General features: G+C 70.9%; 18 protein-coding genes. 13 read left to right on the top strand and 5 right to left on the bottom strand.

The genetic code is table 11. From position 1 onward, the window contains the following. The first annotated feature begins 44 nt into the window (after positions 1-44). The 3 genes from ACQEXA_RS39430 (at position 45) to ACQEXA_RS39420 (ending at position 2441) form a co-directional block, all read left to right on the top strand. The gene (locus tag ACQEXA_RS39430) at positions 45-815 is read left to right on the top strand and encodes a VOC family protein (protein ID WP_432926832.1); all 771 of its coding nucleotides are present in this window, start codon (positions 45-47) and stop codon (positions 813-815) included. 76 nt (positions 816-891) lie between these two features. Beyond that, positions 892-1866 carry a helix-turn-helix transcriptional regulator gene (locus tag ACQEXA_RS39425; protein ID WP_432926834.1) on the top strand — a complete coding sequence of 325 codons (975 nt, stop codon included), beginning with the start codon at positions 892-894 and terminating at the stop codon, positions 1864-1866. A gap of 56 nt (positions 1867-1922) precedes the next feature. Further along, positions 1923-2441 carry a DUF4240 domain-containing protein gene (locus ACQEXA_RS39420; protein ID WP_359389516.1) on the top strand — a complete coding sequence of 173 codons (519 nt, stop codon included), beginning with the start codon at positions 1923-1925 and terminating at the stop codon, positions 2439-2441. A 77-nt stretch (positions 2442-2518) separates the two neighbouring features. Here ACQEXA_RS39420 and ACQEXA_RS39415 read toward each other — a convergent pair whose 3' ends face one another. Beyond that, positions 2519-3277 carry a peptidoglycan recognition protein family protein gene (locus tag ACQEXA_RS39415; protein ID WP_432926836.1) on the bottom strand — a complete coding sequence of 253 codons (759 nt, stop codon included), beginning with the start codon at positions 3275-3277 and terminating at the stop codon, positions 2519-2521. A gap of 406 nt (positions 3278-3683) precedes the next feature. On the opposite strand from ACQEXA_RS39415, the gene ACQEXA_RS39410 reads away from it, so the two are divergent. Then, positions 3684-4868, top strand: coding sequence for a MarP family serine protease (locus ACQEXA_RS39410; protein WP_360989051.1), 1185 nt, complete (start codon positions 3684-3686; stop codon positions 4866-4868). 24 nt (positions 4869-4892) lie between these two features. On the opposite strand, the gene ACQEXA_RS39405 is transcribed toward ACQEXA_RS39410, so the two are convergent. Beyond that, the gene (locus tag ACQEXA_RS39405; protein ID WP_432926839.1) at positions 4893-5390 is read right to left on the bottom strand and encodes an N-acetyltransferase family protein; all 498 of its coding nucleotides are present in this window, start codon (positions 5388-5390) and stop codon (positions 4893-4895) included. A 62-nt stretch (positions 5391-5452) separates the two neighbouring features. On the opposite strand from ACQEXA_RS39405, the gene ACQEXA_RS39400 reads away from it, so the two are divergent. Next, positions 5453-6355 carry a TIGR01777 family oxidoreductase gene (locus ACQEXA_RS39400; RefSeq protein ID WP_432926840.1) on the top strand — a complete coding sequence of 301 codons (903 nt, stop codon included), beginning with the start codon at positions 5453-5455 and terminating at the stop codon, positions 6353-6355. Between the two features lie 188 nt (positions 6356-6543). Then, positions 6544-7953 (top strand): NAD(P)/FAD-dependent oxidoreductase, encoded by a 1410-nt coding sequence (locus ACQEXA_RS39395; RefSeq protein WP_433132411.1) that lies wholly within the window; start codon positions 6544-6546, stop codon positions 7951-7953. 185 nt (positions 7954-8138) lie between these two features. Here ACQEXA_RS39395 and ACQEXA_RS39390 read toward each other — a convergent pair whose 3' ends face one another. Next, complete coding sequence (locus ACQEXA_RS39390) at positions 8139-9575, bottom strand: regulator (protein WP_432926844.1); 1437 nt, start codon at positions 9573-9575, stop codon at positions 8139-8141. Positions 9576-9892: 317 nt separating this feature from the next. On the opposite strand from ACQEXA_RS39390, the gene lipB reads away from it, so the two are divergent. The 4 genes from lipB to ACQEXA_RS39370 all read left to right on the top strand — a co-directional run bounded on the left by lipB (position 9893) and on the right by ACQEXA_RS39370 (position 13025). Further along, positions 9893-10690, top strand: a complete 798-nt coding sequence (gene lipB / locus ACQEXA_RS39385; protein ID WP_433132409.1) for a lipoyl(octanoyl) transferase LipB — start codon at positions 9893-9895, stop codon at positions 10688-10690. Positions 10691-10796: 106 nt separating this feature from the next. Then, on the top strand, positions 10797-11762 hold the full coding sequence (gene lipA, locus ACQEXA_RS39380; RefSeq protein ID WP_432926846.1) for a lipoyl synthase: 966 nt from the start codon (positions 10797-10799) through the stop codon (positions 11760-11762). Between the two features lie 276 nt (positions 11763-12038). Continuing rightward, positions 12039-12236, top strand: a complete 198-nt coding sequence (locus tag ACQEXA_RS39375; protein WP_359388861.1) for an SCO2195 family GlnR-regulated protein — start codon at positions 12039-12041, stop codon at positions 12234-12236. Positions 12237-12323: 87 nt separating this feature from the next. Then, positions 12324-13025 carry a DUF4191 domain-containing protein gene (locus ACQEXA_RS39370; protein WP_432926848.1) on the top strand — a complete coding sequence of 234 codons (702 nt, stop codon included), beginning with the start codon at positions 12324-12326 and terminating at the stop codon, positions 13023-13025. 217 nt (positions 13026-13242) lie between these two features. On the opposite strand, the gene ACQEXA_RS39365 is transcribed toward ACQEXA_RS39370, so the two are convergent. Then, on the bottom strand, positions 13243-13710 hold the full coding sequence (locus tag ACQEXA_RS39365) for an RDD family protein (protein WP_432926850.1): 468 nt from the start codon (positions 13708-13710) through the stop codon (positions 13243-13245). 198 nt (positions 13711-13908) lie between these two features. On the opposite strand from ACQEXA_RS39365, the gene glnA reads away from it, so the two are divergent. Next, positions 13909-15318, top strand: a complete 1410-nt coding sequence (glnA, locus tag ACQEXA_RS39360) for a type I glutamate--ammonia ligase (RefSeq protein ID WP_432926852.1) — start codon at positions 13909-13911, stop codon at positions 15316-15318. A 12-nt stretch (positions 15319-15330) separates the two neighbouring features. On the opposite strand, the gene ACQEXA_RS39355 is transcribed toward glnA, so the two are convergent. Further along, positions 15331-15690, bottom strand: coding sequence for a tyrosine-type recombinase/integrase (locus tag ACQEXA_RS39355; protein WP_433132407.1), 360 nt, complete (start codon positions 15688-15690; stop codon positions 15331-15333). Between the two features lie 245 nt (positions 15691-15935). Between ACQEXA_RS39355 and ACQEXA_RS39350 the strand changes: the two genes are divergently transcribed. After that, a complete protein-coding gene (locus ACQEXA_RS39350) occupies positions 15936-16676 on the top strand; it encodes an SDR family oxidoreductase (protein ID WP_433132405.1) in 741 nt (246 codons plus the stop codon). A gap of 56 nt (positions 16677-16732) precedes the next feature. Further along, positions 16733-17485 (top strand): glucose 1-dehydrogenase, encoded by a 753-nt coding sequence (locus ACQEXA_RS39345; RefSeq protein WP_432926856.1) that lies wholly within the window; start codon positions 16733-16735, stop codon positions 17483-17485. The last annotated feature ends 36 nt before the right edge of the window (positions 17486-17521 follow it).

Below are 17521 nucleotides of genomic sequence, written 5' to 3'. Positions count from 1 at the left end.
GCATCTCTGCGTCCCATTCCCTCGCGGCAGTCCCGGAGCCGACCATGAAGATCTTCAACCGTCCCTCCGCACCCACCTGGGCCGATCTGTCGACCACCGACGTCCCTGGCGCCAGGGACTTCTACGGCCGGCTGTTCGGCTGGACCGGCGCCGACGTGCCCGACCCGGAGGCGGCCGGGTACGGGATGTTCCTCCTGGACGGTGCGTACGCCGCGGGGTACGGCCCCTGTACCGCGCAGGGGAAGCCGGTGTCCTGGCTGGTCTACTTCCAGGTGGAGGACGCCGATGCCACCGCGCTGGCTGTCACCGGCAACGGGGGCGCGGTGGTCGCCCCGCCCATGGACGTCTTCGACGCGGGCCGGCTCGCCGTCTTCAGCGACCCCGAGGGCGCGGTGTTCGGCGTCTGGCAGCCCCGCGGGCACCGCGGCTTCGGTGTGGTGGACCGGCCGAACAGTGTGTGCTGGTTCGAGTTGATCGCCAGGGAGCCGGAGAAGGCCAAGGACTTCTACCGCGCTGTCCTCGGCTGGGACGGCGAGACCCACCCCTTCGGCCCGTCCGAGTACACCGAATGGGAGCTCGGCGGCGAGACGTTCGGCGGCATGAAGCGCATGAACGAGGACTTCCCGTCGGAGCTTCCGGCGCACTGGACGATGTACGTGGCGGTCGAGGACTGCGATGCCGCCGCGGCGCGGGTCACCGAACTGGGCGGCTCCGTGCGCGTCCGGCCCACCACGATCCCGCCGGGCCGCTTCGCGGTCGTCTCGGACCCGCAGGGCGGCCACCTGTCGCTGATCACGCGGTCCGAGGCGCGGTAGCGCGCAGGCGCGGGCTCCGCCGGAACGGGCGGGGCGACTGCGGTGTCCTGTCGGTGCCGCCCGGCATCATGAACGCATGCGTGCCGCTCGTCTCATGAAAATGGTGCTGCTGCTCCAGTCCCGGTCCTCCATGACCGCCGCCGAGCTGGCCCGTGAGCTGGAGGTGTCCGAGCGGACGGTCACCAGGGATGCCCAGGCACTGTCCGAGGCGGGCATTCCGGTGTACGCGGACCGGGGGCGGAGCGGTGGCTACCGCCTCGTCGGCGGCTATCGCACCCGGCTGACGGGGCTCGCCCGCGGTGAGGCCGAGGCGCTGTTCCTCAGCGGTGTTCCGGGAGCGCTGCGCGAAATGGGGCTCGAGGACGCGGCCGGTGCGGCCCGGCTCAAGGTGTCCGCGGCCCTGCTGCCCTCCCTGCGCGACGCCTCCCGCACGGCGGCGCAGCGGTTTCATCTGGACGCGCCCGCCTGGTTCACCGAGCCCACGACTCCGCCGCTGCTGCCGGCGGTCGCGGACGCGGTGTGGGACGACCGCCGCATCACCGCGCGCTACCGGCGCGGCCAGGACGAGGTGGAGCGGGAGCTGGAGCCGTACGGGCTCGTCCTCAAGGCGGGGGTCTGGTATCTGTGCGCGCGAGAGGCACGGCAGGGGTCGTTCCGGGTGTACCGCATCGACCGCGTCACGGCCGTGGACCTGGGCGAGGAACGGTTCGGGCGCGACGAGGAGTTCGATCTGCCCGCCTTCTGGGCGGAGCAGGCGGAGCAGTTCGCGCGGTCCATCCTGCGGGCCGAGGTCCTGGTGCGGCTGTCCGAGGCCGGCGTACGCACACTGCCCTACGCCGTCGATCCCGCCGCGGCCCGCCGGGCGCTCACGGCCGCGGGCGCCCCGGACGAGCGGGGCTGGGTGACGGTGTGCCTGCCGGTGGAGTCCGAGGAGGTGGCGCACGGGCAACTGACCGCGCTGGGGCCGGAGGTCGAGGTGCTGTCGCCCGAGGGGCTGCGCGCGCGTTTCGCCGAGGACGCGATACGTCTCGCGGCGCTCTACGCCCGATAACGATCCGCCGCACTCCACGTGCGTCGCCCCCTGCGAGGGCCGATGCTGGTCCAGTGATGGACGAGACGGAGTTCTGGGAGCTGGTGGACGCGAGTCGTGCGGCCGCCGAGGGCGACCCCGACGAGCAGGCCGATCAGCTCGTGGAGCGGCTGGTACGGCTGGATCCCGACGCGGTCCTGGACTTCGCCCGGCACTTCGAGTCCCGCTACAACCGCGCCTATCGCTGGGACCTGTGGGGCGCCGCCTGGGTGCTGCTCGACGGCGCGAGCGACGACGCGTTCGACTTCTTCCGGTGCTGGCTGATCGGCCAGGGCCGGGAGGTCTACGAGGGGGCCCTGCACGACCCCGACACACTCGCCGACCTCCTGGTGGACTTCGACGAGGAGGTCGACGGCGACGGTGAGGAACTCGGCTACGCGGCGGACGAGGCGTACGAGCAGCTCACCGGAACCGTGGCACCCGACCTGGGCATAGCGCCCGCCGCCTCCGAGCCCGAGGGCAGCTCGTTCGACCTGGAGAACGAGACCCTGCTCGCCGACCGCTATCCCGCGCTGTGGGACCGCTTCAAGGGCTGAGGCGCGCGTGGCGCCGCCGCTCGTGCCACGCGCCGGCGGCCGGGACCGCACGGCGGCGGACCGCTCGGGGAGGGGCGTCACCGCCTGCCCTGCAGATGCGCCGCCTTCTCCCTGATCGACGGGAGCAGGGCACTGAGCGCCGCGCCAGGGCAACTCGTCATGTAGCCGTCGTTGTGGCCCGCGAGGGCGGACAGCAGGGCGCTGGTGCCCGCCTTGTAGCGGCTGAGGCCGTTGCTGGAGATGAGCCGGACCTTGCTGCGCGGGTCGATGTTGGCGAGGCCCAGCTTCCAGGCGGCGAGGGCGGCGATCGCGTCGGTCATCGCCTTGGGCACGGGCACACCCGCGGTGAAGGTGCCGATGGCGGCGATGCCGGCGGTGCGATGGTTGAAGCCCTGGGTGTGGGCGCCGGTGACGGGACGGTCGACGCCGCCCGCGCGGCCCTCGTAGATGTGGCCGCAGCGGTCGACGAGGAAGTTGTAGCCGATGTCGTCCCAGTGGCGGTTGCCGGTCTGGCCCGAGTAGAGGTAGCGGATGATGCGCGGGGCGTTTGCGCAGTTGTAGCCGTTCGGCGAGTCGGTGTGGTGCACGAAGACGGCGATGACCTTGTCGTCGTAGCGCGGCGGCGGCTGGCCGTCGGTGCTGACGTCCGCCCACACCGATCTCGGCACGATGCGCGGCTTGGGCGCCAGGTGCAGGACGACGGTGGACTTGACCTCGACCGGCCGCGGGGCGGGGGCCACCGCCGGCCGCTCCACCCCGGAGGCGCACAGCACCAGTGCGAGGACGGCGGCGACACCGGGCACACAGCCGAGCAGCGGAAGTGCGACACCACGCAATTTCGTCGCACGCCCCACGAGCGGACGTGCCGCACCACGGATCCACGCCGCACGCCCCACCAGCGGACGTGCCGCACCAGGGATCCACGCCGCACGCCCCACCAGCGGACGCGCCACACCATGCATCCGCGCCGCACGCCCCACCAGCGGACGCGCCACACCACGTACCCGCGCCGCAGGCCCGTTCTGCGGCTCCCGGGTTCTTCGCAAGACAGGCATGGAGTCACTTTCCGTCACCTCCGTCCACTCCGCGATGTGTGGTGTGCCACCTGGTGGAACCATCGTCCGGGTCCGCGACGTTTTTACTGTTCGACGCGTGGATGGCCGGTGTGCGGGCATCCCCACGAGTGACTGATCACTGTGCTACCACGGCGCGTACTAAGGGGTCCGAGAGAAAGGCGGCTCTGTGGACCTGCTCGACATCCTGATCATCCTGGTGATCCTGGCCTATGCGGCGTCCGGCTACCGGCGCGGTCTGGTGGCCGGCTGTGTCTCCCTGGCCGGCTTCGTCGGCGGTGCCGTGATCGGTGTGTGGATCCTGCCGTGGGTGATGAGCCTGGTGACGCGAGGCACCTCCGCCGCGACGGTGACCGCGGTGTTCACGGTGCTGCTCCCGGCGGCGGTGGGTCACGAGTTGGCGGGACGTCTCGCCCTCAAGCTGCGGCGCGAGCTGGACCGCGGGCCCCTGCGGGTGGCCGACGGGATCGGTGGGGCGGCGGCCAACACGGTGGCCGTGCTGATCGTGGCATGGGTGGCCGCGAGCGTCCTGGGCGCCTCCTCGTCACCGCTGGTGACCGGGGCGATACGCGACTCCAGGCTGCTGGGCGCCGTGCAGAGCGCGATGCCGGACACGACCCCCACCTGGTTCTCCCGCGCCACGTCCACCCTCACCCAGGCGGGTTTTCCGCAGGTCTTCAACCCGTTCGAGAACGAGCCCACGGCCGGCGTCGCCGAGCCGTCCGGGGACAGCGTCACGGCGAGCGCGACGAACGCGGCCAAGCTCAGCACGGTGAAGATCGAGGGCGCCTCGGGCACCGAGGGCCGTGAGGGCAGCGGTTTCGTGTACGCGGCGCGGCATGTGATGACGAACGCCCATGTGGTGGCGGGCATCGACCACCCGTCCGTCCGGATCGGCGGTGTCGGCCCGTCGTACGCGGCGCGCGTGGTGTTCTTCGACCCCGACCGGGACGTGGCCGTCCTCTATGTACCGGATCTGCACGCACCGGTCCTGCGCTTCGACGACGGCGCGAAGCGCGGCGACGCGGCCGTCGTCGCGGGTTACCCGCAGGACGGCGACCTGACGCTGCGGGCCGCCACGGTCGCGAACCGGATCCAGGCCACGGGCCAGAACATCTACAGCACCGCCACCGTGACCCGGGAGATCTACTCGATCCGCTCGACGGTCCTGCCGGGCAACTCCGGCGGCCCGCTGCTGACCACCGGCGGCCGGGTCTACGGCGTCGTCTTCGCCCGCTCCACCTCGGACCAGGAGACCGGGTACGTGCTGACGGCGGACGAGGTCGCGGGCGACGCCCAGCGCGCCGCGCGGGCCACGGCGGCGGTGGACACGGGCGACCTCATCAGATCGTGAGCCGCCCGGCGCCGGTGCGGGCGCTCACAGGGAGCGCCCCATGAGGATGTCGTCGACATACTCGCCCTCGAGCAGGAACTCCTCGGGCAGGATCCCCTCCACCACGAACCCCTCGGACTCGTAGAGCCCCCGGGCCGGGGTGTTGTGGCCGAGGACCCGTAGCGTGATGCGCCGCGCCCCGCGCCGCCGCGCCTCGTCCTGCACGGCCCGCAGCAGGGCCCGGCCGACGCCCGCGCCGCGTGCCTCGTCGGCGACCGCGAGCCCCTGGATCTGCCGGACGTGGGAGTTGCACTCGAGCGGCGTCGGGTAGCCCAGCCGGATGTAGCCGACGACGGTACCGCCGAGTTCGGCGACCAGATGGTCCCGCGGCCCGAAACGCTCGGTGTAGAAGGGCTCGTACGGCGGCTGCGGACGCGGCTGCACCGCGTGCAGCGGCGACCAGGTGTCCCGGTCGAGCCGGCCGAGTGTCTCCTCGTCGCCGGGCGTGGCCTGGCGTATGTACGGAACGGGCATGAGGATCACTGTACGGCGGGGGTACGAGGAGCCGTCCGGTTTTGCGGCCGGGTACCGGGCAGGATGGGCGCATGGAACGTTCCCGAATCGCCGTCGCCGGTGCGTCCGGTCTCATCGGCAGCGCCCTGACGCGATCGCTGGCCGCCGACGGGCACGAGGTGGTGCGTCTGGTGCGTCGCGGGGCCCATGGGGAGAACGAGGTCTGCTGGGATCCCGAAGGACAGTACGTCGACGCGACGGGGCTTCTCGGGTGCGACGCCGTGGTGAACCTCGCCGGGGCCGGCGTGGGCGACCACCGCTGGACGGACGCGTACAAGAAGACGCTGCGCGACAGCCGGGTGCTCGGCACCGCGGCGCTGGCGGAGGCCGTCGCGTCCCTGCCCGAGCCGCCGCGCGTCTTCGTCAGCGGCAGTGCGATCGGCTATTACGGCGAGACCGGGGACCGGGAGGTGGACGAGAAGGCGCCGCCCGGGGACGGCTTCCTGTCCTCGATGTGCGTGGAGTGGGAGGAGGCCGCGGCCCCTGCCCAGGAGGCGGGCGTCCGCACGGTGTTCGCGCGTACGGGACTGGTCGTGGCCCGCGAGGGCGGGGCCTGGGGGCGGCTGTTCCCGCTGTTCAAGGCGGGGCTCGGCGGGCGGATGGGCGACGGTCACCAGTACTGGTCGTTCATCTCGCTGCACGACGAGGTGGCGGCGATCCGTCATCTCATCGACCGTGAGGACCTGTCGGGGCCGTTCAATCTGACGGCACCGCAGCCGCTGACCAACCGTGAGATCACGGCTGCGATGGGGCGCGTGCTGCACCGGCCCACGCTCTTCACGGCACCCGCGTCGGCTCTGCGCGTCGCGCTCGGCGAGATGGCCGGGGACGTGCTCGGCAGTGTCCGGGTGGTGCCCACGCGGCTGCTGGAGTCCGGGTTCTCCTTCGCCTTCCCGGGGATCGAGGACGCGTTGCGGGCGGCGCTCCGGCAGTAGCCGAGAGGCCGGACCGCGGCACGGGACGTTCGCCTGCGACCACATGCGACCGTCGTGCGACCGTGCTCTGGCGATGCGCGACTTCACTTGACCGGTCACGGACCTACCCTCGACCCGAACTCGAGCATTCCGGACGCCCGTTGGGGGCATGACGTCTCCACCGGCCGCACAACCTCGAGGAGGGGCACGTGCTAGAGCCCGTGTATCAGGCGGACGTCGTCATCGTGGGGGCCGGGGTCGCGGGCCTCGCGGCTGCTCACCGGCTGACCAGTGCAGGAGTGACCACGGCAGTTCTGGAGGCGGCCGCCTTTGTGGGCGGCCGTATGTCGACCGAGAAGGTCGACGGCTTCCGACTCGACCGGATCGGGCAGCTCCTGTCCACGTCGTATCCCGAACTGCGCCTCACCCCGGGGCTCGACGCACTCGTACTGCGTCCCTTCGCACCGGGGGTCCTTGTGCACAGCGAGGGGCGTCACCACCGCGCGAGCTCTCCCCCGGCGGGAGGGGGCGCAAGGGGCGCACTCAGCGCTGTGCGTGCGCTCGCCTCCGCTCCTCGCGCGACTTACGCGCCCCGTACGGGGGTTGGCGCGACCGGGGGACGCGTCGTCCGCTTCAGGGCGGCGGGGTCGCGTTCACCGGTGCCCCGGCCGGCCGCTCCGCTCGGCAGCGCCATGGACCAGGCCCGGCTCGGCGCGGCACTCGCGCGCCTCGCCGCCACGCCCGTGGAACGGCTGCTGGTGCGGCCCGAGTTGCCCGCCCGCCGAGCGCTGACGAGCCGTGGGCTCCCCGCTCGCACGGTCGACGGATTCCTCCGGCCGCTGCTGGCCGCCTTGTTGTGCGACCCGGAACTGACCACGTCGAGCCGCTGCGCCGATCTCGCGCTGCGCGCCTTCGCGAGCGGCCGGCTGTGTCTGCCGGAGGGCGGGGCGGAGGTCCTACCCGAACTGCTGGCACGGGCGCTGCCGCCGGGCACGGTGCACACCGGGGTCCACGCCACCTCCGTCTCCACGACCTCGGTGACCACCGCCGATCACGGTGAATTCCGCTGCCGCGCGGTCCTGGTGGCGACCGACGCGCACGCCGCGGCCGGTCTGCTGCCCGGCCTCCGGGTCCCGGACTTCCACCCCGTCACCGTCGTCCACCACACAATGGACGAACCGCCGCAGACGGGCGCGTCGCTGCTGCTGGACGCGGACCGTGAGGGACCCGTGGCGCACACGGCGGTGGTCAGCACGGTGGACCCGTCCCGGGCGCCCGCGGGGCGCGCCCTGGTCTCCTCCACGGTGCTGGGCCCGCCACCGGACGGCGTCGACAGCGCCGTACGGGCTCATCTGGCCCGCCTGTACGGCACCTCGACGACCCGCTGGGAGACGCTCGCCGTCCATCACACGGCGCGTGCCGTCCCGGCGATGCGGCCTCCGCACGACGTGCACCGGCAGGTACGGCTGCTGGCCGGCCTGTACGTGTGCGGCGACCACCGGGACACCAGCACGGTGCAGGGCGCACTGCACTCCGGTCACCGGGCCGCGTCCGCCGCCCTGACCGACCTGGGCGCCGGACCGATACACGCCGCCGAACCACTGCCCAAGGCAGCCTGACGCTCACCGGTGCGCGGCAACCCGGTCACGGTAGCCGCGCACCGGCGTCGCGTCCTTGTACGGCTCCAGCCGCCGCTCGAAGTCCCGCATCGCACTCCGGTCACGTGGTCGCATCCGCCGTCCTGACCGACCCGGACGCCGGACCGATACACGCCGCCGAACCACTGCCCAAGGCAGCCTGACGCTCACTGGAGCGCGGCAACCCGGTCACGGTAGCCGCGCACCGGCGTCGCGTCCTTGTACGGCTCCAGCCGCCGCTCGAAGTCCCGCACGTACTCGGTGGCTCGCACCGACCGCATCTCCGAGGCCTGCGCGGCCGCCTCGGCCCCCAGCAGGCAGGCCTGGTCCAGCTCGCCGAGGCCGAGCCGCGCCGAGGCGAGCACGACCCGGCAGAACAGGCGGCTGCGGGCGTAGCCGGGCGCCCGCAGTTGCAGCGAGCGCTCGGCGTGCTGGGCGGCGGCCCGGTACTGCTGCAGGTCCCGGTGGCAGTGCCCGAACTCGTCGGCAAGCTGCGCCTCGTCGAAGAACCGCGCCCAGTGCGGGGCTTCGTCGCCCGGGCGCGCGGCCTCCAGCGCCCGCTCGGCCCGGACCAGCGACGCTGTGCACGCGCGCACCTCGCCGAGCACCCCGTGGCCACGCGCCTCGACGGCGTGCAGCAGCGCCTGGACGGCCGGCGGCGCGGTCGTCCCGACGCCCTGCTGGGCCACCCTGGCGAGCTGCACGGCCTCGCGTCCATGGCCGAGGTAGACGGCCTGCCTGCTCATCGTGATCAGCACATACGCCCCGTAGAGCCGGTCCCCGGCCGCCTGCGCGAGCCGCAGCGCCTGCACGAAGTAGCGCTGGGCGAGACCGTGCGCACCGATGTCGTACGACGTCCAGCCGGCGAGCCGGGTCAGATCGGCGGCCGCCGCGAAGAGGCGGCGGCCCGTCTGCTCGCCGTAGACGCCGCGGAGCATCGGCTCGGCCTCGTGCTCCAGGTAGCGCACGAGCGCCTGGCGGGCGTGGCCACCGCCGTAGGCGTGGTCGAGGGCGCGGAACAGCTCGCCCACCGACCGCAGCGCGGCGATGTCGCCGCCGCTGACCTTCTGGCCGGGTCCGCGCTCGGACTGGCTGCGCTGCCGGGGCACCGCGGGGCGGCCCTGCGCCGGGATGCGGGGGACTGCCTCGCCGCGGCCCACCTTGTCGTCGGCCCGGCCGATCAGCCAGTCCCGGCTCGGCACGACGAGTCCGGCCGGGGTGAACGCGATCTTGCGCAGCTCGGCATGGCTTCCCGAGTCCTTGCGCCACAGACCGCTGACGATGTCGATGGCCTCCTCGGGGGTGGCGGCGAACTCCAGGCCCGCGTACACCGGGGCGCAGGCGTCGAGTCCGAGGTCCTGCGCCGTGAGCCGGCGTCCGAGCCGCCGGGTGAACACCTCGGCGATGAGCGCGGGCGTCGTGCCGCGCGGCTGCTGCCCGCGCAGCCAGCGCGTCACGGATGTCTTGTCATATCTGAGATCGAGTCCGTGTTCGAGGCCTAGCTGGTCGACGCGACGGGCGAGCCCCGCGTTGGAGAACCCCGCTTCTGCGATGAGCGCGGCGAGCTGTCGGTTGGGGGTGCGCTGCGCGGGTCGTTCCGTCATCTGCGGTGCGGTCTCCTGCCTTTCGGACCTCGTCGGCACCGCGGAAAGGGCATGGTGCCGTCCCCCGCGTCGCCGCCGTGCCCGGATCGCCTGTGAGCAGCCCATATGGCCTCGTGAACGGCGCGAATGTAGCGGAGAGTGAGCGGGCGATTGCAGCGTTCGGGACCCATTCATCCGATCGTGTGAGGATTGGCGAGTCGAGCTGACGGGACGACCGAACGGCGTCAGCACACCGGCCGGACACGGCGCAGCCGGCTGGACGTACAGTGGCGTGGGCGCGTTTCGTGCCTTACGAAGCTTCTAGGGAGGCGCTTGCCGTGAGTGAGTTGCGGTTCGTCCGTATGGGGTTCGGGGCCGAGGCCGTCGAGTACCAGGAGGCCTGGGACGAGCAGCGCCGGGTGCACGCCGCCCGTTTCACCGACGAGATCCCTGACACCTGCCTGCTGCTCGAACACCCCCCGGTCTACACGGCGGGCCGGCGCACGGCGGACAACGAGCGGCCCCTGGACGGCACGCCGGTGATCGACGTGGACCGCGGCGGCAAGATCACCTGGCACGGTCCGGGCCAGTTGGTGGGCTACCCGATCCAGAAGCTGCCCCGCCCGGTCGACGTCGTGGCCCACGTACGCCGCCTGGAGGAGGCCCTGATCCGCACCTGCGCGGAGTTCGGCCTGCAGACCACCCGGATCGAGGGCCGCAGCGGTGTGTGGGTCCTCGGGGACCCGGTGGAACAGCGCCCCTCGCTCGGCGGCCTCTCCCTGGACTTCGACCCCCGGCTGCAGGACGAGGAGTTCGACCCCCGGCTGAACGGCCCCGAGTACGCGCCCTCCAACGCCGGCCAGCGCCGGGAGGACCGCAAGCTCGCCCAGATCGGCATCCGCGTCGCCAAGGGCGTCACGATGCACGGCTTCTCGATGAACGTGAACCCGGACACCACCTGGTTCGACCGCATCATTCCCTGCGGAATCAGGGACGCCGGCGTGACGTCCCTGGCGAGCGAGCTGGGGCGCGACGTGACGATCGCGGACGTGCTTCCGGTGGTGGAACGGCACCTCAAGGACGTTCTGGAGAACGCGGATCTGAAGCCGCGGGAGATCGAGAAGGCGTCCGCCTGACGCGGGAATGGACTCCGGAGCCGCGGGGTTGGCCTCACGGGTAGGGCTCAACAAACACGGGCGTACCCTGGTGTACGCCGAAGAATCGAAGCTACAGGGAGCCGATGTGTCCGCAGTCGCACCCGACGGACGCAAGATGCTGCGCCTGGAGGTCCGCAACAGCCAGACCCCCATCGAGCGCAAGCCCGAGTGGATCAAGACCCGGGCGAAAATGGGTCCCGAGTACACCAAGATGCAGAGCCTCGTGAAGAGCGAGGGCCTGCACACGGTCTGCCAGGAAGCCGGCTGCCCGAACATCTACGAGTGCTGGGAGGACCGCGAGGCGACCTTCCTCATCGGCGGCGACCAGTGCACCCGGCGCTGCGACTTCTGCCAGATCGACACCGGCAAGCCCGAGGCGCTCGACCGCGACGAGCCCCGCCGGGTCGGCGAGTCCGTGGTCACGATGGACCTGAACTACGCCACCATCACCGGGGTCGCCCGCGACGACCTCGAGGACGGCGGTGCCTGGCTGTACGCCGAGACCGTGCGCCAGATCCACCTGCAGACCGCCGGCCGCGAGAGCGGGCACACCAAGGTCGAGCTCCTCGCCCCCGACTTCAACGCGGTCCCCGAGCAGCTCGAAGAGGTCTTCTCCGCCCGGCCCGAGGTCTTCGCGCACAATGTCGAGACCGTCCCGCGGATCTTCAAGCGCATCCGCCCCGGCTTCCGCTACGAGCGCTCCCTCAAGGTCATCACCGCGGCCCGCGACTACGGCCTGGTCACGAAGTCGAACCTGATCCTCGGCATGGGAGAGACCCGTGAGGAGGTCGGCGAGGCGCTCAAGCAGCTGCACGACGCCGGCTGCGAGCTGGTCACCATCACGCAGTACCTGCGCCCCAGCGTCCGCCACCACCCCGTGGAGCGCTGGGTGAAGCCGCAGGAGTTCGTGGAGCTCAAGGAGGAGGCCGAGCAGATCGGCTTCTCGGGCGTCATGTCCGGCCCGCTGGTGCGTTCCTCGTACCGCGCCGGGCGGCTGTACCAGATGGCGGTGGAGAAGCGCGGCAGCTACGTCGCCTCGCAGGCGGTCTGATCCGGCTCCCGCATGTACATGGCACTGCGTGCCACTTCCCGCGTGTGAATCCGCACACAAGCAACTACCCCCGGGTAGCGGCCGATCGACGCGGCCCCGACCGTCCCCGCAGCTAGCGGGCACGTCAGGGCCGCGTCAGGGTTTTGGGCCTCTGTATCAAGGTTTCATTGGTGTTTGACCGGTCGGTCACGCCCTGGTAACACCAATCAGTGACGCTTGCCTTACGCCACGCACAGCCCTTACCCCAAGCCGCCGATCCCAGGGGGGACCCCAGCCATGCAGGCCGCGCCCGTTCGCGCCAACGCCATCCCGTCGTTCAGCACTGCACTGCGTGCCATCGAATCCCTTCTCATGAGCAGCGGTCAGCGGACCGCCCGCCAGAACGCCTGGACCTCCGTACTGGAGGACCGGCGCCGGGCCAAGGACCGGGTCGAGGCGCAGCGCGTCCTCGACTCCGTGGTGCACGGCTCCTGATCGCCGCTCGCCCGCGCGGAGCGTCCCCACCGCTCCGGCACGGCACTGCCGTCGTCGCGGCTTCCCCGGCCACGTAGACTTCGTGGCATGGCGAGGAAGGAAACTGCAGCGGACGCTGCGAATGCCGGGCGACTGAAGCAGATCGCCCTGACCTACAAGATGACCCGCAAGGCCGACCCCAAGATCGGTCTTGTACTCGCGGCTGTCGGAATCGTCACCTTCGGTGTCTTCCTCGCGATCGGATTCTTGATCGGGCACCCTGTCTATCTCGGAATTCTCGGCCTCCTGCTCGCCTTCCTCGCGTCGGCGATCGTCTTCGGACGCCGGGCCGAGCGAGCCGCCTTCGGCCAGATGGAGGGCCAGCCCGGCGCCGCCGCGGCGGTCCTGGACAACATCGGCCGCGGCTGGACCACCACTCCGGCGGTCGCGATGAACCGCAGCCAGGACGTGGTGCACCGCGCGGTCGGCAAGGCCGGGATCGTCCTGGTCGCCGAGGGCAACCCGAACCGCGTCCGGAGCCTGCTGGCCGCGGAGAAGAAGAAGATGGCGCGCATCGTCGCGGACGTTCCGGTGCACGACGTGGTCGTCGGCACGGGCGAGGGCCAGGTCGAGCTGAAGAAGCTCCGTACGACGATGCTGAAGTATCCGCGGGTGCTGACCGGTCCGCAGGTGACCGCGACCAACGACAGGCTGCGGGCGCTGGGCGACCTGATGAGCAACATGCCGCTGCCGAAGGGACCGCTGCCGAAGGGCATGCGGATGCCGCGGGGCGGACCGAAGGGCCGCTGACCTCCACTGACACACAATGGGCCGTCTCCCGAGAACCCCAGGTTCTCGGGAGACGGCCCATCGGCGTTCTCGGGGACGGCCAGTCGGCGATCGGAACGGAGCGAAGCGTCTTCGGTCGAAGGGAGCGGCCGGGCCAGCGGGGGGTCACAGACCCGCGGGTCCCGCCAAGAGCGGTCATCAGGCGGTCATCACCCACGGCCCCGCCGGGGGCCGAGGCTCAGAGCCGTACCTCGACCGTTCCGGCCAGCCGGTCGTGCAGACCGCGGCCGTCGCGGTCCCAGACCAGCGGCGGGATGGCGAGGAACAGCAGGACCGTACGCAACAGCGCGCGCAGCGGGTGGACGCGGCCGGTGCTCAGGGCGACGACCCGCAGCCCGAAGAGCCGCTTGCCGGGGGTGAACCCGAGAGAGCCCACGGTGACGACGATCAGCGCGAAGAGAATGAGCGGGGCCCACACCTGGGCCGCCCGGTGATAGCTGTCCGTGATCAGACCGTATGCGATCAAGAGGCACAGGCCCCAGTCCACGGCGAGGGCACCCAGGCGCCGGCCCGGGTGGGCGATCGAGCCTGGCCCCTCCTGCGGCAGACCGAGCTGCTCACCCCGGTACCCGAAGTCCGCCCCGGCGTCTTCCATGGCCGCGCGGGGACCGGAGAGCCAGGATCCGATTGCTTGCCTGTTGTCCACCCGTCCACGGTACTGCCCGCGTTTCGGCGAGCAGTGAGGTGGGGTCCGAGAGCCTCGGGCTGGTTAACCTGGGAGAAACAATTGGGTCACGCCCGAGAAATGCCCCGTCCCTATGGTCGGCACCAGCGTGTGCCACCGCACTGGCCGCACGAACGAACTACCACCCCGGCGAGGACGGTCGGGAGTAGGAGGAGCTGGATGTTCCAGAACGCCGACGAGGCCAAGAAGTTCATCGCGGACGAGGACGTCAAGTTCATCGACGTCCGCTTCTGCGACCTGCCGGGCGTCATGCAGCACTTCACCGTGCCCGTCGAGGCGTTCGACCCGGACGACGAGCTCGCCTTCGACGGATCCTCGATCCGTGGTTTCCAGGCCATCCACGAGTCCGACATGGCGCTGCGCGCAGACCTGTCGACGTCCCGGATCGACCCCTTCCGCCGCGACAAGACGCTGAACATCAACTTCTTCATCCACGACCCGATCACGGGCGAGCAGTACTCCCGTGACCCGCGCAACGTGGCGAAGAAGGCCGAGGCCTACCTGGCCTCCACCGGGATCGCGGACACGGCGTACTTCGGCCCCGAGGCCGAGTTCTACGTCTTCGACAGCGTCCGCTTCGCCACCAGCGCGAACGAGTCCTTCTACCACATCGACTCCGAGGCCGGCGCCTGGAACACCGGTGCGCTCGAGGACAACCGCGGTTACAAGGTCCGCTACAAGGGCGGCTACTTCCCGGTCCCGCCGGTCGACCACTTCGCCGACCTGCGCGCCGAGATCAGCCTGGAGCTGGACAAGGCCGGCCTGAAGGTCGAGCGCCAGCACCACGAGGTGGGCACCGCCGGGCAGGCCGAGATCAACTACAAGTTCAACACGCTGCTCGCCGCCGCCGACGACCTCCAGCTCTTCAAGTACATCGTGAAGAACGTCGCCTGGCGCAACGGCAAGACCGCGACCTTCATGCCGAAGCCGATCTTCGGCGACAACGGCTCGGGCATGCACGTCCACCAGTCGCTGTGGAACAACGGCGACCCGCTGTTCTACGACGAGGCCGGCTACGCGGGCCTCTCGGACACCGCCCGCTACTACATCGGCGGCATCCTCAGGCACGCTCCGTCGCTGCTGGCCTTCACCAACCCGACGGTGAACTCGTACCACCGCCTGGTCCCGGGCTTCGAGGCGCCGGTCAACCTGGTGTACTCGCAGCGCAACCGCTCCGCGGCGATGCGTATCCCGATCACGGGCTCGAACCCCAAGGCCAAGCGCGTCGAGTTCCGTGCCCCGGACTCCTCCGGCAACCCGTACCTGGCCTTCTCCGCCCTGCTGCTGGCGGGTCTGGACGGCATCAAGAACAAGATCGAGCCGGCCGAGCCGATCGACAAGGACCTGTACGAGCTGGCCCCCGAGGAGCACGCGGGCGTCCCGCAGGTCCCGACCTCGCTCCCGGCCGTCCTCGACTCCCTCGAGGCCGACCACGAGTTCCTCCTCCAGGGCGACGTCTTCACCGCCGACCTGATCGAGACGTGGATCGACTTCAAGCGCACGAACGAGATCGCCCCGCTGCAGCTGCGCCCGCACCCGCACGAGTTCGAGCTCTACTTCGACGTGTGATATCGCCCCAGGTCAGAGCGGGTAACCGCTCCCCTGGGCCGCCTGTGGGCCGTCGGCCGGCTCTCCCAGCACGGGAGAGCCGGCCTTCGGCTTTTTCGGCTCCCGGTCTTCAGGGGCCCACTCAGGCTGCGTCATCCCGCCGGTCTTCGTACGCCTGGTCACGGCCTTACGGGCTCGATCCTGGCTGTTCGGCAACAGGTGCGTGCAGGTACGCGGCGTGAAGCCGGGGTCCGCGTGCCTGAGGTACTCGGCCAGGGCCTTCACGTTCTCCCCCGCGTCCGGCAGCACCGACGCGTAGCAGTGCCTCAGGGCGTGCATGCCGTGCTCGCGCGACTGCTTGAACCGCTCCCCCGACGACCGCTCGGGGATCACGCCTGCTGAGACCCAGCCAGCCCGCGTGCCTGCGCAAGACCGGCCGGGCGCGCAGACGCCGCACACGGCCGGGTGGCCCCGCCTGGGGCGCGGTGCCGGTTGCCGGCGTAAGGGGGGTCTGGCAGACCCCCGGTAGCGCGTGCCCCGGGTTGAAGGGGCCTCTACCTGGCCTTCTTCTCCTTTGGCCTCATGGAGGTGTCCCCGTTCGGCCATCAGGGCCGAAAGATCCATCCAAAGGAAGAACCATGAGCAACCCCACCCCCGACAGCAAGGTCGTCCTCATCACCGGCGCGTCCAGCGGCATCGGCGAGGCCACCGCTCGCCACCTGGCTGCCGCCGGCCACACCGTCGTCCTGGGCGCCCGCCGCGCGGACCGCCTCAAGCAGCTGGCCATGGAGCTCACCGAAGCGGGCTACCAGGCCGACCATGCGGAACTGGACGTCACCGAACTCGACAGCGTCAAGGCCTTCGTCGACGGTGCGATCGCCCGGCACGGGCACGTCGACGTCCTGGTCAACAACGCCGGCGTGATGCCGCTGTCCTACATGGCTGACCTGCGCATCGACGACTGGAACCAGACCATCGACGTCAACCTGCGCGGGGTGCTGCACGGCATCGCGGCCGTCCTGCCCTCCATGAACGAGCGCCGGTCCGGCCACATCATCAACGTCGCCTCCACCGCCGCGTACCGCTCGGACCCGACCGGAGTCGTGTACTGCGCCACCAAGTTCGCCGTCCGTGCCATCTCCGACGGCCTGCGCAAGGAGACCACCGACCTGCGGGTCACTCTCGTCAGCCCCGGGCTCACCCGTACCGAGCTCACCCAGTCCGGGGGCGACGACCAGCTGCAGGGTGCCGTGCGCACCGCGCTCCAGGATGTCGGGATCGACGCCAAGGCGATCGCCGAGGCCATCGGCTACACGATCGGCCAGCCCAACGACGTCAACGTCAGCGAGGTCATCGTCCAGGGCACCGCGTCGGTCTGACACCCGGCCACGGACCCCACTGGCAACCATCCCTTCACGACCGAAGAGACACAGCAATGACTTGGCAGTTTGCAGGAAAGACAGCGTTCGTCACTGGCGGCGGCAGCGGCATCGGCCGTGCATCCGCCCTGGCCCTGGCGGCCGACGGAGCACTGGTCACAGTCGCCGGCCGCACCGCCGATACTCTCAAGGAGACCGTCCGCCTCATCGAGGCCGCCGGCGGCTCGGCCCGCTATGTCGTGGCGGACGTGACCGACGAGGCCCAGATCGAGCATGCCGTCCAGGACGCGACCGCGGGCACCAGCCGCCTGGACATCGCCTTGAACAACGCGGGCTACGACGGCGAGTTCCAGCTCACCAAGGACTACTCCAGCCAGTTGCTCGACCGCATGATCGCGCTCAACGTGCGCGGCATGTTCCTGTCGATGAAGCACGAGTTGCAGTACATGACGACGCAAGGCTCCGGCGTGATCGTGAACATGTCCTCCGGCGCCGGGCTGATCGGCGTCCCTGGGTTCTCCGGCTACACCGCCACCAAAGCCGCCGAGATCGCCATGACCAAAAGTTCCGCGCTCGAGGTCGCAGACCAGGGCATCCGCATCAACGCCGTCTGTCCCGGCCTGGTGGACACCCCGCTGATCGCGGATCTGGACCCGGATTACCGGGCGTCGCTCGGCGCCTCCCACCCCCTGGGCCGGATCGCCCGCGCCGAGGAAATCGCCGACGCGGTGGTCTGGCTCGCCTCCGACAAATCCAGCTTCGTCACCGGCATCGCCCTGCCCGTCGACGGCGGCTACAGCGTGCCGTAGCCCGAGCCACTCGCCCTGGACAACGCCGTCCGAAAC

The organism is Streptomyces sp. CA-106110, assembly GCF_050936285.1.
Taxonomy (GTDB): domain Bacteria; phylum Actinomycetota; class Actinomycetes; order Streptomycetales; family Streptomycetaceae; genus Streptomyces.
The sequence above is the reverse complement of the archived record's forward strand: the minus strand, read 5'-3'. Positions and strand labels throughout refer to the sequence as shown.